Annotated in this window: 11 protein-coding genes and 1 pseudogene; 9 read left to right on the top strand and 3 right to left on the bottom strand. The window is 44.4% G+C overall.

What is annotated here, in order from left to right; genetic code table 11:
* Nucleotides 1-8: 8 nt before the first annotated feature.
* Complete coding sequence (locus tag CWO08_RS16785) at nt 9-1,829, bottom strand: ATP-binding protein (protein ID WP_102478427.1); 1,821 nt, start codon at nt 1,827-1,829, stop codon at nt 9-11.
* Between the two features lie 163 nt (nt 1,830-1,992).
* Here CWO08_RS16785 and CWO08_RS24380 point away from each other — a divergent pair.
* The 8 genes and pseudogenes from CWO08_RS24380 to CWO08_RS16750 form a co-directional block, all read left to right on the top strand.
* A pseudogene (locus CWO08_RS24380) lies at nt 1,993-2,175 on the top strand (hypothetical protein); the annotation flags it as partial.
* A 294-nt stretch (nt 2,176-2,469) separates the two neighbouring features.
* Complete coding sequence (tig, locus tag CWO08_RS16780) at nt 2,470-3,768, top strand: trigger factor (RefSeq protein WP_108020803.1); 1,299 nt, start codon at nt 2,470-2,472, stop codon at nt 3,766-3,768.
* 105 nt (nt 3,769-3,873) lie between these two features.
* A complete protein-coding gene (gene clpP / locus CWO08_RS16775; protein ID WP_004736080.1) occupies nt 3,874-4,500 on the top strand; it encodes an ATP-dependent Clp endopeptidase proteolytic subunit ClpP in 627 nt (208 codons plus the stop codon).
* Between the two features lie 81 nt (nt 4,501-4,581).
* Nucleotides 4,582-5,862, top strand: coding sequence for an ATP-dependent protease ATP-binding subunit ClpX (gene clpX / locus CWO08_RS16770; RefSeq protein WP_009847283.1), 1,281 nt, complete (start codon nt 4,582-4,584; stop codon nt 5,860-5,862).
* A 132-nt stretch (nt 5,863-5,994) separates the two neighbouring features.
* Nucleotides 5,995-8,346, top strand: coding sequence for an endopeptidase La (gene lon, locus CWO08_RS16765; protein ID WP_019824784.1), 2,352 nt, complete (start codon nt 5,995-5,997; stop codon nt 8,344-8,346).
* Between the two features lie 169 nt (nt 8,347-8,515).
* Nucleotides 8,516-8,809 (top strand): HU family DNA-binding protein, encoded by a 294-nt coding sequence (locus CWO08_RS16760; protein ID WP_012604504.1) that lies wholly within the window; start codon nt 8,516-8,518, stop codon nt 8,807-8,809.
* Between the two features lie 219 nt (nt 8,810-9,028).
* The gene (gene ppiD / locus CWO08_RS16755; protein WP_048661474.1) at nt 9,029-10,894 is read left to right on the top strand and encodes a peptidylprolyl isomerase; all 1,866 of its coding nucleotides are present in this window, start codon (nt 9,029-9,031) and stop codon (nt 10,892-10,894) included.
* Nucleotides 10,895-11,140: 246 nt separating this feature from the next.
* On the top strand, nt 11,141-11,440 hold the full coding sequence (locus CWO08_RS16750) for a ComEA family DNA-binding protein (protein WP_102432832.1): 300 nt from the start codon (nt 11,141-11,143) through the stop codon (nt 11,438-11,440).
* Here the strand turns inward: CWO08_RS16750 and rrtA are convergent.
* Complete coding sequence (rrtA, locus tag CWO08_RS16745) at nt 11,431-11,979, bottom strand: rhombosortase (protein WP_102432831.1); 549 nt, start codon at nt 11,977-11,979, stop codon at nt 11,431-11,433. The genes CWO08_RS16750 and rrtA overlap by 10 nt on opposite strands.
* Nucleotides 11,980-11,988: 9 nt before the next feature.
* On the opposite strand from rrtA, the gene CWO08_RS16740 reads away from it, so the two are divergent.
* Entirely contained in the window at nt 11,989-12,588 is a 600-nt protein-coding gene (locus CWO08_RS16740) for a tRNA-uridine aminocarboxypropyltransferase (RefSeq protein ID WP_102478429.1), read from the top strand.
* A gap of 26 nt (nt 12,589-12,614) precedes the next feature.
* Here CWO08_RS16740 and CWO08_RS16735 read toward each other — a convergent pair whose 3' ends face one another.
* Nucleotides 12,615-13,958 (bottom strand): anti-phage deoxyguanosine triphosphatase, encoded by a 1,344-nt coding sequence (locus tag CWO08_RS16735; protein WP_048661470.1) that lies wholly within the window; start codon nt 13,956-13,958, stop codon nt 12,615-12,617.
* Nucleotides 13,959-13,981 lie beyond the last annotated feature (23 nt).

The following is a 13,981-nucleotide window of genomic DNA, read 5'->3' as shown; positions in this document are numbered from 1 at the left end:
TATTCTGGTTATTGCTGCGTTTTTGCTTGCTGTTCTTGTTCAACAAGGGGTAACTCTATACTAAATCGAGCACCACCTTGGGGGCTGCTTCCTGTAACGAGCTTGCCATTTATTCCGCTGATTATTTGTTGAGAAATCGATAGCCCAAGTCCAAGTCCGTTTTTCTTGGTGGTATGGAAGGGTTCAAAAAAGTGTCCGTTCGAAGGGGAGGTGAAGCCGGGACCATTATCATCGACATGAATCAGCAAGGTCTGGGCTTGTTGATGGTCGGACTCCCAAATCTCTAACAGAATAGCTAATTGTTTATCATCTTGTTGTTCCATCGCCTGAATCGCATTAGTCAGCAGGTTAATGATCACCTGTTCCAGTTGAATAGCGTTGGCGAGCACGCAAGCATCAAAGATTTCAGGGAGTTCGTTGACCTTAACTCGTTCACTCTTGAGCTGTGGCTTCATCAGCTCTTTCGATGAATGTAAGATAGGGAGTATTTGCAAGGTGTGCAGTTCTTCCGCGGTGGATTTCTTTGCAAAGGAGCGAAGCTGGTGGCTGATTTTCGCCATGCGATCAGTGAGTGCCGAGATTCGCGATAGATTGTCATCGACACGATCGGTTTTTTCTTTGGCAAGAAACAGTCGGCCATTGTCGGCATAACTGCGAATCGCAGCGAGCGGGTTATTTAGCTCGTGGCTGATGCTCGCTGACATCTGCCCTAGCACCGCCAGTTTGGCTGCTTGGATGAGTTCGTCTTGGGTTTGCCTCAATACATGTTCGGTTTCGATACGATGTTTAATTTCGACATGCAGCTCTGATGTGCGTTCGAGCACTTGAAATTCGAGCTTTTGCTTGGCTTCGGATTGCAGCCTATCTATCTGAGCGCGTCTTTGTTGTCGATGGTGGTTGAGTTGCATTGTGAGATAAATAATCGCAAAGATAAGGCTGAGAACCACAAGGTAAGCAACCAAGTCCCACCAAACTAAGTGGGTCGGAGAAAATACCCGTATGGTGAGTTTTGGCTCGGCTAAGAAGCGAGAGGAGCTAAAGAACTGTTCTTGGACGAGCTTGTGCTGAGACTCAATATTGCTAGTAGCGCTCTCGAAATCACCGGAGAAGTGTAGGCTTTCTATTTTTGTATCGAGATACTGTCTGCTTTCTTGAATTTGAGAGTGCTGTTCTTCGCTTAGTGGTTGAAGGCTTTTGAACAGCCATTCAGGGTTACTCGACATAAATACGATTTGGTCTTTATCGTCAGCAACAAAAAAACTCTGTTTGCCTTTCCAACTTGCTTCAATCAGCGATAAATCCATCTTTACAACAATGACGCCAATAATCTCGGCGGCATAGGAGACGGGGTAAGAATAATAATAGCCTCGCTTCCCAGAAGTTGATCCTAGCGCAAAATATTGATTTTCATTGCCAAGAATCGCTTCTTGAAAGTAAGGGCGGAAAGCAAAATTACGACGAATAAAAGAACGCGGTTGATTCCAATTACTGGCTGCGATGGTGGTACCGATACTGTCTAGTAGGTAGGTGTCGGATGCTTGAATCACCGAGTTTACGTGCTCTAGATAACGATTAGTGAGTTCGATTTGCGCAGAGTTACTTGGAGAGTGCAGGGCATCGACCAGCTCTTTGTCTTTTGAAAGCAGTTCTGGAATGTGCGCGAACTTGTCCAATTGACTTGAAATATGAACTGAAAAACGGTCTAGCTTAGATTGATGATCATTTAACAAACTTTCATGGCTTGTGCTCCACACCCAATGACCGCCAAACACCATCAGTAAACTGTATGCGACCATTAAGAGTATTGGGATTCTAAAAGCTTGAAACATGAAGGCTCTCCGCTAATTTCTTTGGTAAACAATCAAGCCTGTCTTCTCTCGTTTATGGTAGCAAATAGCGGTCGTTTTTGCTGAAAGCAGAGAGTGAACAGATGGGTGTAGGTTAAGGGTTTGTAACGGGGATTGTTGAAAAAGTTATCGACTCTGAGGGGTAAAACAAGAGCAAGATCTCTTTTTAAGGTTTTTAGCAAAAAAAGCCCTCGATTCCCTTGAAAAAGTCGCTATTGTCCCCATTTCTGTTGTGCTAAGTGATGATTTGATCGTTTTTGTATCACTTAGTTGGACGAATTTAGAGCATTCATCATCATGCAGAGGTGAACGGCTCGACAGAGATTAAACAGATCGCTAGAATGTCGCGTCTAAAATTTCTGTCCTGAGGCTAATCGGAGATACCTTTCTTGTTTCTGAAAACAAGCTTTATTGCGTTTTAATCGACGTGTGAAGAACGAAGATATCGCTGATTAGTCTGGTGTTTGGTTGAATAATCAATTCAGACATCAATGCTCGATTTTAAATTAGGTGTTCGGATAGAGCACTACACAAGGATGCAGCCAACAACGTCGGCTTTTGAATTAAAGCTAAGTTACGGCTCATATGCTCAGATTACTGAGCCAGTTTTGAGGTTTATATAATGCAAGTTACTGTTGAAACGCTAGAAGGCCTAGAGCGCCGTCTTAATATTACTGTTCCTGCTGCTAACATCGAAGATGCAGTTACAGCTGAACTACGCAACATCGCGAAAAACCGTCGTTTCGATGGTTTCCGTAAAGGCAAAGTGCCAATGAAGATGGTTGCTAAAATGTACGGCAAAGCAGTACGTCAAGACGTGATGGGCGAAGTAATGCAACGTCACTTCATCGAAGCGATCGTTAAAGAGAAAATCAACCCAGCTGGCGCTCCAACTTTCGCACCAGTTGAAAACAACGAAGGCGCTGACCTAGTATTCAACGCAACTTTTGAAGTTTACCCAGAAGTTGAGCTGAAAGGTCTAGAAAACATCACTGTTGAGAAACCAGCAGTAGAAGTTAAAGAAGCTGACGTTGAAGAGATGATCGAAACTCTACGTAAGCAACAAGCGACTTGGACTGAAGTTGAAGCTGCTGCTGACGCTGGTTCTCGTGCAACTATCGACTTCGTTGGTTCTATCGACGGTGAAGAGTTTGAAGGCGGCAAAGCTGAGAACTTCCCACTAGAGATGGGCGCTGGTCGCATGATCCCTGGCTTCGAAGACGGTATCGTTGGTAAAACAGCAGGTATGGAATTCGAAATCGACGTAAACTTCCCAGAAGATTACCACGCTGAAAACCTAAAAGGTAAAGCAGCTAAGTTCTCTATCAAGCTGAACAAAGTTGAAGCTCGTGAACTTCCAGAACTAAACGAAGAATTCGTTTCTAAGTTCGGCGCTGCTGACGGCGTTGAAGGTCTTAAAGCTGAAGTTCGTAAGAACATGGAGCGTGAGCTTAAGCAAGCTGTTAAGAACCGCATCAAAGAGCAAGCTATCGACGGTCTAGTTAACGAAAACAACATCGACGTACCTTCTGCTCTTATCGATCAAGAAATCGGTGTTCTACGTCAACAAGCTGCTCAACGTTTCGGTGGCAACACTGAAGCTGCTGACCAACTTCCACGTGAGCTGTTCGAAGAGCAAGCTAAACGTCGCGTAGTTGTAGGTCTTCTTCTTGGTGAAGTAATCAAGACTGAAGAGCTAAAAGCTGACGACGAGAAAGTTAAAGCTATCATCGAAGAGATGGCTACAGCATACGAAGATCCAACAGAAGTTATTGCTTACTACGAGCAAAGCGAGCAAATGATGAACAACATGCGCAATGTTGCTCTAGAAGAGCAAGCTATTGATGCAATCATCGCTAAAGCTCAAGTTTCTGATAAAGAAGTTAGCTTCAACGAGCTAATGAATCAGCAACCTGCTTAATATAGTAATATCTGACGTAGAAGGTTGACGTACGGTCAACAATTCTGCTAACAATGGTCCGTATGATTTAATCATTCGGGCCATTTATTTTAGGGACATAAGAATATGAGCTACCAAGAAAAAAATACAATGCCATCGATTATGGACGCACTAGTTCCTATGGTGGTTGAACAGACTTCCCGTGGTGAACGTTCTTACGATATTTATTCTCGTCTATTAAAAGAACGTATCATTTTCTTAACAGGTCAAGTGGAAGACCACATGGCAAATCTTGTCGTGGCTCAACTGCTTTTCTTGGAATCAGAAAACCCAGACAAAGATATCTATCTTTACATCAACTCACCTGGCGGTAGCGTAACAGCAGGCATGTCTATCTACGACACAATGCAGTTCATCAAGCCAAACGTGAGCACAGTATGTATGGGTCAAGCTTGCTCTATGGGTGCATTCTTACTAGCGGGTGGTACTCCTGGTAAGCGTCACGTGCTTCCAAACTCACGTGTAATGATTCACCAGCCACTTGGCGGCTTCCAAGGCCAAGCGTCTGATATTCAAATTCACGCGCAAGAGATCCTAACGATCAAACAAAAGCTAAACAAACTATTGGCAGAGCACACGGGTCAGCCTCTAGAAGTTGTTGAGCGCGATACAGATCGTGATAACTTCATGTCTGCTGATCAAGCAGTAGAATACGGCTTAGTGGATTCAGTTCTTAATCACCGCGGTCAATAATTGCAGGGCAATTGTTTAACGCAAAGTGATTCAAATTGATATACACTCAAGCATAGAGAGTTAAGGCTAAGAGGTTAGCGAATGACAGATAAAAGCAAAGAGGGTGGTAGCGGTAAACTGCTTTACTGCTCTTTCTGTGGCAAAAGCCAACACGAAGTTCGCAAGTTAATCGCAGGTCCTTCTGTTTACATTTGTGATGAATGTGTCGATCTTTGTAACGACATTATTCGTGAAGAAATTAAAGATGTTCTTCCTAAGAAAGAATCGGAATCGCTGCCAACGCCGCGTGAGATTCGTGAGCATCTTGACGACTATGTAATCGGTCAAGAATACGCGAAGAAAGTGCTAGCAGTTGCAGTTTATAACCACTACAAGCGTTTACGTAATGGTGACACGACAGCTGAAGGCGTAGAGCTAGGTAAGAGTAACATTCTTCTTATCGGTCCTACTGGTAGTGGTAAAACACTACTTGCTGAAACATTGGCTCGTTTCCTAGACGTTCCTTTCACTATGGCTGATGCAACAACACTAACCGAAGCGGGTTACGTGGGCGAAGATGTTGAAAACATCATCCAGAAGTTGCTTCAGAAATGTGATTACGACGTAGCGAAAGCGGAACGCGGCATTGTTTACATCGATGAAATCGACAAGATTTCTCGTAAAGCTGAAAACCCATCAATCACGCGTGACGTGTCTGGTGAAGGTGTACAGCAAGCTCTACTAAAACTTGTTGAAGGTACAGTTGCTTCAGTTCCACCTCAAGGTGGTCGTAAGCATCCACAGCAAGAGTTCTTGCAAGTGGACACGTCTAAGATCCTATTTATCTGTGGTGGTGCGTTTGCAGGCCTAGATAAAGTGATTGAACAACGTGTAGAAACAGGTTCAGGTATCGGCTTTGGCGCAGAAGTGCGTTCAAAAGACGAAACCAAAACTATCGGTGAATTGTTCACTCAAGTAGAACCTGAAGATCTAGTGAAGTATGGTCTGATTCCAGAATTCATTGGTCGTCTACCTGTGACAACAACACTGACAGAGCTTGATGAAGAAGCGCTAATCCAAATCCTATGTGAGCCAAAGAATGCACTGACAAAACAGTACGCAGCATTATTTGAGCTTGAGGATACAGAATTAGAATTCCGTGAAGACGCCCTACGTGCAATTGCTAAGAAAGCAATGAACCGTAAAACAGGCGCTCGTGGTCTACGTTCTATCTTGGAGGGTGTTCTACTAGAAACTATGTACGAACTGCCATCTTCAACTGATGTTAGCAAGGTTGTGATTGATGAGTCGGTAATTAATGGTGAGTCAGAACCACTATTGATTTACAGCAACTCAGATAACCAAGCAGCTGTTGCAGAGTAGGTCTTTTTTAGACAAGTCACTCAAATTGAAAAAGGAGGTAAGCAATTACCTCCTTTTTTTTATTCTTCCATTGAATCCAGTCGTTTAAGCCCCATATACTGCTTTATAAGTTAAAGCGGAAGAGAGAAATATATGAACTTGGAACGTTCCGAGCGTATCGAAATCCCCGTGCTACCTCTACGTGATGTAGTGGTTTACCCACACATGGTTATTCCATTGTTTGTTGGTCGTGAAAAATCGATTACATGCCTTGAATCGGCAATGGAAGCTAACAAACAAGTACTACTTGTAGCGCAGAAAGAAGCGGACACTGATGAGCCTTCAATCGACGACCTATTTAACGTAGGTACAGTCGCTACCATTCTTCAGTTACTCAAGCTCCCTGATGGTACGGTTAAAGTACTTGTTGAAGGTCAGCAGCGTGCAAAGATTCACCAATTCAAAGAAAGTGAATTCTTCTTAGCGGACGCCGAATACGTTGTTACCTCAGAACTTGACGAAAAAGAACAAGAAGTGGTTGTTCGTAGTGCGATCAATCAATTCGAAGGCTTTATTAAGCTAAACAAAAAGATTCCACCAGAGGTTCTAACATCTCTGAACGGTATTGATGAGGCAGCTCGCCTTGCTGATACGATTGCTGCGCACATGCCACTTAAGTTGGTAGACAAGCAGCACGTTCTAGAAATCTTAGATGTGACAGAACGTCTGGAATTCTTGATGGGCCAAATGGAGTCAGAAATTGACATCCTGCAAGTTGAAAAACGTATCCGTGGCCGCGTTAAGAAGCAGATGGAAAAATCTCAGCGTGAGTACTACCTGAATGAGCAAATGAAAGCGATTCAGAAAGAACTTGGCGAGATGGACGACGCACCTGATGAATTCGAGACTCTGAAGAAGAAGATCGAAGATTCTAAGATGCCTCAAGAAGCTCGTGAGAAAACTGAGCAAGAACTTCAAAAACTGAAAATGATGTCGCCAATGTCTGCTGAAGCAACAGTAGTACGTAGCTACATTGATTGGATGGTTGGTGTTCCTTGGGCTAAGCGTTCAAAAGTTAAAAAGAATTTAGCTAAAGCGGAAGAGATCTTAAATGAAGATCACTACGGCTTAGAGCGTGTTAAAGAACGTATTCTTGAGTACTTGGCAGTACAAAACCGTATCAACAAGCTAAAAGGTCCAATCCTTTGTCTTGTAGGTCCTCCTGGTGTTGGTAAAACCTCACTAGGTCGTTCGATTGCTGCGGCAACGGGTCGTAAGTACACACGTATGGCGCTAGGCGGCGTTCGTGATGAAGCTGAGATTCGTGGTCACCGTCGTACGTACATCGGTTCACTTCCGGGTAAATTAATCCAGAAGATGTCTAAAGTTGGCGTTAAGAACCCACTGTTCCTATTAGATGAAATCGATAAGATGTCTTCTGATATGCGTGGCGACCCATCTTCAGCGCTTCTAGAAGTACTAGACCCAGAACAAAACAACGCATTTAACGATCACTACCTAGAAGTCGATTACGATCTATCTGATGTGATGTTTGTTGCAACGTCTAACTCGATGGACATCCCTGGCCCACTATTGGACCGTATGGAAGTGATTCGCCTGTCTGGTTACACAGAAGATGAAAAGCTGAACATCGCTAAGAGCCACCTATTGGACAAGCAAGTTCAACGCAACGGTCTTAAGCCTCATGAAATTGAGATTGAAGACTCTGCAATCATCGGCATTATCCGTTACTACACGCGTGAAGCGGGTGTACGTAGCCTAGAGCGTGAAATCTCCAAGATCTGTCGTAAAGCTGTGAAGAACATCTTGCTAGACAGCGACCTTAAGTCTGTAACGGTTAATATTGATAACCTGAAAGAGTACTTAGGCGTTCAACGTCATGACTTCGGTAAAGCGGATGAAAGTAACCGTATTGGTCAAGTGACTGGTTTAGCTTGGACTCAAGTTGGTGGTGATCTACTGACTATCGAAACTGAAGCAATGCCGGGTAAGGGTAAGCTAACGCAAACCGGTTCACTTGGTGATGTGATGAAAGAATCGATTCAAGCGGCAATGACCGTGGTTCGTTCTCGTGCAGAAAAACTGGGTATTAACTCAGATTTCTATGAGAAACGTGATATTCACGTTCACGTACCAGAAGGTGCTACACCGAAAGATGGCCCGAGTGCGGGTATCGCAATGTGTACTGCATTAGTGTCTAGCTTGACGGGTAACCCTGTTAAAGCTGAGGTCGGTATGACAGGTGAAATTACCCTTCGTGGTGAAGTTTTACCTATCGGTGGCTTGAAAGAAAAACTGCTTGCAGCACACCGTGGCGGCATCAAAACTGTACTGATTCCTAAAGACAATGAGCGTGATTTGGAAGAGATTCCAGACAACGTAATCGCTGACTTGAAGGTGATCCCGGTTCAGTGGATTGATGAAGTACTCAAAGTAGCGCTAGAACGAGATCCGTCTGGGGTCGAGTTTGACGTGAAAAAATAGTGATGCATAGCAAAAATAAGTAAAGAATTACGCTGATAGGCCCGAAAAGGCTTGTCAGCGTTTTTTTTGGACGCTAAGTTATTGATCAAAGCGGCAGCCCTTTTGCAATAAGGCTTGCGGCTAAATTAAAACCAAAATGGAACGTACAGTCATCAAGAAGTAGTCACAGATGACACATAGGGGAAAAACAGTGAATAAAACACAACTAGTAGAATCAATCGCAGAAAACGCAGACATCTCTAAAGCTTCAGCTGGCCGCGCTCTAGACGCATTCATCGAAGCAGTTGGCACAACGCTACAATCAGGCGACCAAGTTGCACTTGTTGGCTTTGGTACTTTCAGTGTTCGTACTCGTGCTGCTCGTACAGGTCGTAACCCAAAAACTGGTGAAGAGATCCAAATCGCAGAAGCTAAAGTACCTGGCTTCAAAGCGGGTAAAGCACTTAAAGACGCATGTAACTAATTTCTACGGCTGAAACCTCGGTTTTGCGAGGGGAAGGCTGTAAAATGCGTTTACTGTTTGAAAAATGATGTTTCATTTTTAAACAGTATGTGTACAAAGCACATTGAACTTATTTAAATTATGCGCATCCTACTGATGCGCATTTCTTTTTCTGATAATATCGCGTGAATAGATTTTTATTTTGAAGCCAATGCTTCATATCCGGAGAGCACTTAAATTATGATGGATCGATTACGCGAAGGCGTGAATAGCATCGCGGTAAAAATTATCCTTGGGTTGATTATCCTGTCATTCGTATTCGCAGGTGTAGGCAGCTACATCACCGGTGGCGGTAACAACGCAGCAGCTAAAGTTGGCAACACAGAAATTGCTCGTGGTGAGTTCGAACAGGCTTACCAAAACGAACGTAATCGCATGCAGTCTCAACTTGGCGATTACTTCGCTCAAATGCTTGCAGACCCTGCATACGTAGAGTCTTTCCGTAAATCAGTACTTGATCGCATGATCAACGATGTACTGCTTGAGCAGCAAGCTGAGTCTTTAGGTCTACGAATCAGTGATTCTCAAATCCGTACCATGATTCTAGAAATGCCTCAGTTCCAAACAGCTGGTCAATTCGACCAAGAAGTTTACCAATCGGCACTACGTCGTGCAGGTTTCAGCGCAGAGAGCTTCGCTGAATACATGCGTCGTGACCTAATGCGCAACCAGCTTGTGACTGCACTTCAAGGCAGTGAATTCGTTCTTCAAGGTGAAATCGATACTCAGAGCAAGCTTATCGCACAAACTCGTGACATTCGCACAGTGACACTGTCTGTTGCTGACCTTGCGAAAGGCATCGAGCTAACTGACGAACAGATCGAACAGTACTACCAAGAGAACCCTGCAGCTTACACTCGTCCAGAGCAAGCGAAGGTATCTTACATTGAGCTTTCTGCTGAAGCACTTAAGTCTCAGCTTGAAGTAAGCGATGAAGAAGCGCAGAAGTACTACCAAGAGCACCTAGACAAGTACTCAACTGAAGAGCAACGTAAAGTTAGCCACATCTTAGTTCAAGGCGATGACGAAGCGAAAGCTCAGTCTATCCTAGACGAACTAAATGCAGGCGCTGATTTTGCTACGCTAGCGGAAGAGAAATCTGACGACTTCGGCAGTGCTGACGTTGGCGGTGACCTAGGTTGGATCGAACGTGATGTGATGGACCCAGCATTCGAAGACGCGGCTTTCGCTCTTGAGAATATTGGTGACACGACTGGTCTAGTTAAATCTGATTTCGGCTACCACATCATCAAGCTCGACGAACTAAAAGCGTCTCAAGCTCAGCCTTACACTGAAGTAGCGGCAGAGATTAAGCAAGAGCTTCTAGACCAGCACGCTGTAGACCAGTTCTACGAGCAACAAACTGAGCTAGAAAAAGTAGCGTTTGAATTCCCAGATTCTCTTGATGATTCTGCAGAAGCTATCAATGCGAAGATCACAACAACAGATTTCATCTCTCAAATTGACGCTCCAGAAGTTCTGATGACGCCTGCAGTTATGCAAGCTATCTTGAGCCCTGAAGTGAAAGAAGACGGTCTAAACTCTGAAGTTATCGAAGTGGCTCCTGAGCACGTGATCGTTGTTCGTGTAGAAGAGACTCGCGACGAGACAGTTCTTCCTCTAGCTGAAGTGAAAGATCAAGTTGTCGCTGCATTGTCTGCTGTACAAGCTGAGCAACAAGCGGTTGAACTAGGTGTTTCTCTAGTGAACGAACTAAAGCAAGGCAATGAAGCAGTGCTAGCGGACAACAATCTTGAGTTCACTGAACTTGAAACGATTGACCGCAACTCTCCGTTAGCAGCATCTGTATTCGCTCTAGCGAAACCAGAAGCAGGCCAAGCTGTGTTCGGTCAATCTAAAGACCAAGACGGTAACATCGTTGTTGTTGAGCTTTCTAAGGTAACGGCTGAAATCAACCCAGCTTACAGCACTCAAATTGGTGCACAGTTGGAACGAGTTGGTAACCAACAAGATCTGACTAACGTACTAAACGTACTTCGTAAAAACGCAGACGTTGAATACTACGTAGTAGGCCAAGGTCAGTAAGCATCGATTAGCTCGGTAGTTAAGCCTATTTGGTTACTGACTACCGAGAGTCAACATGCGATGGTTGTTGTTTTGCAAATTAGGTTTATTCGATAAATCAGATTTGTGAGCCAACAAACAAACTGATGAAAACAAGATGTATAACGAAGCGGGTCACTTAGGAGACCCGCTTTATTTTTGTCTGGTGATTGTGTTATCTGGTGCTGCAAATGCATAAGTTACCTTTTTTGTACAAAGGAACGATTTATGCGCACGATATATTCAACACTACTTCTTTCATTTCTGATGCTCTTAAGCCCTGCAGTGTTTGCAGACAGCCCAACTAAAGCTGAGCTTTACGATGGCATTGAGATTACGGTTAACATCAATACCGCGACAGCAGAAGAGCTATCAGCACTACTGGTTGGTGTTGGTGACAAAAAAGCCCAAGAGATTGTCGACTACAGAGAGCAGAACGGGGCATTTACTACTGCTGATGATTTGGCGAGTGTGAAAGGGATAGGTGAAGCGACGGTTGAAAAGAACCGTGAAAGAATTCAGCTTTGATCCATTTTTTTGTTGATTAGAAATGAAATGATAGCCATGAAGCCCCCGACCAGAGCACCTGCTAGGTGGGCTTCAATTGCGACACGAGCGTTAATCAGTTCGCCAGTCGTGCTAGAGGGGCCAACAAGCTGCTCCCAAGCGATTTTAGCTACTAACCCCAACACTAATAGCCAACTAGATTTCCTGCCGTTTAAAGCCTCTCTGAGCGCGAATAAGCCAAACAACCCATGCAAAGTGCCAGATAGGCCAACATAGATCTGAATACTCGAAAACAACAGAGCGATCCCAGTCACTAGACTAATCACAAGCAGAGCAAGAACAAGCTGTTTTTTACTCGGTTGAAACAGATAGCTGATGATCCATAAGCCTGCTAGATTCATCAGAAGGTGCGAGTAGTTGGTATGTGAAAAGTTTCCTGTTAGGATCCGCCACCATTGCCCCTCGGCAATCGCATTGCTATCCCATACGACCCAAGCTTGTATTGGCTCAAATTGGAATAAGACGCATAAAAGTGAAGTGAAAATTAAAACAGGGTACACATTAAATCCATGTCTCGTTATTGCCCCCAATGCAGCAAGGCTTTGAAAGCTTGTATTTGTCAGTGGGTTACACCACTCGAATCGAATGTTGAGCTTATCATTCTTCAGCACCCATCAGAAGAGCACCGTCCGATGGGAACCGCGCGTATTCTCTCGTTATCTCTAAAAAACAGCGTGACGCTTGTTGGTGAAGACTTTTCAGACAACGAACAACTGAACGCATTGCTGGCCGATGAACAGTACCAACATGTGATTTTATACCCAAGTGAAAATTCTGTGCCTGTTGAGTCGGCAACATACCCAAGCAAGAAGCTACGTGTGATTTTATTGGATGGGACGTGGAAGAAAGCATTCAAGGTGTGGCAAGTGTCGAATAACTTGCATGCGTTGAACACGGTCCACTTACCCAAAGATCTCAAGGGTAATTACCGAATTCGCAAAGCACCCAGTGAAAACAGCCTTTCAACCGTTGAAGCTGGCTATCATTTGCTTAGCTTGTTAGAGAGTGATGGCGAATTTAGCCCTTTGCTAACGGCATTTGATCAAATGATTCAGTTTCAAATCAATCAAATGCCGCCGGGTGTGTTTGAGAAAAACTACTTAGATTAAGCCGTTTCAGTAAAATGAGTCAGGAATTAAAACTCGGTATGAGCCGAGAATAGTTGCTGATGCATTTTCTGCGCAAGATCATCAGTCATTGATGAAATGTAATCCGCAATCACGCGCATTTTTCGAGACTCATCTTGATGCTGTAGCCATTGCTTCTTGATGGGCAGTGGCAGCAAGCGTTCAGGATCAGCGCTGAATGTTTCAAACATATCCATGATGATCTGTTGGCCTTTGTATTCGATGACTTGAACCTGAGGCACTTGAATCACAAACTCGCTCACAAAGTGTTTCAGTTTATCAAGCGTGCCGTCCATGCTTGGTTCAAGCACCGCATTGTAAGCCAAAAGCACATTCTCAAAGCTAGCATCCACTCGCTTAATTGAAATACTGGTCAACAATGCGTTGACGATTCCACCAATCGCATCCTTACGACGATACTGTTCACCAGAGAAAAGCATCTCTGTAATTGAATCTAGGTGTTCACAAATCCAAGGGTCGGCCATCTCTTTCAGCTGAGGGTAAGCCGATTCGATCCACTGAGCTTTGGTCACAGAACCAAGCACAATCGCATCTTCTAAATCGTGCACGCCATACGCGATGTCATCAGCCAGCTCCATGATCGAACAGTCCAGTGACTTATATTTGGTCTTATTGTGCTCAAGTGGCTCGGTATGCGTTTTTCTTTTCTGTTTTAGGAGCTGTTGGTCGCTGCTTGAAAGCGGTTCAAGCACCCAGTTAAACAACTCTTCATCATGATCGTAGATGCCTTTTGCCGGCATCCAATCTTTGGCTCGGAGCTGTCGTTGATGCTTTACCGGTTCAGACTGTAATCTCGCTTGGACTTGACTGAGCAGCGAAGGGTACTTAATTAACCCCAGTAGCGTGCGTCGAGACAGGTTCATCCCGTGATTCTCAGTGTAAGGTTCTAGCTGAGTGACAATGCGAAACGTTTGAGCGTTGCCTTCAAAGCCGCCGTGGTCGCGCATCATATAGTTGAGTGCGACTTCGCCGCCATGTCCGTATGGTGGATGACCGATGTCGTGAGCCAAACACAGTGAATCAATTAAACTGTCTGAGGGTAATAGGTCTCGAAACTCGGGTTGCTTTTTCTTCAGTTGAGCAACGATACCTGTGCCAAGCTGGGCGGCCTCAAGAGAGTGAGTAAGGCGTGTTCGATGAAAGTCATTCACCATGGTGCCATGAATCTGGGTTTTCGCTTGTAAGCGACGAAAAGCAGCAGAGTGAAGCACGCGCGCTCGGTCACGTTGATATGGGCTACGGTGATCATCTCGTCTTATTTTATGTTCATCGTCATTTCGATGCTGCCATTCTTGTTCGAGTACAAAGGGTGGTTCGAGTAGAGAATTCAAAATAGCACCTATCAAATTGATTT

This window comes from Vibrio sp. 10N.286.48.B8 (genome assembly GCF_003050085.1).
Lineage (GTDB): Bacteria > Pseudomonadota > Gammaproteobacteria > Enterobacterales > Vibrionaceae > Vibrio > Vibrio crassostreae.
This window is presented reverse-complemented; position numbering and strand designations above follow the sequence as displayed.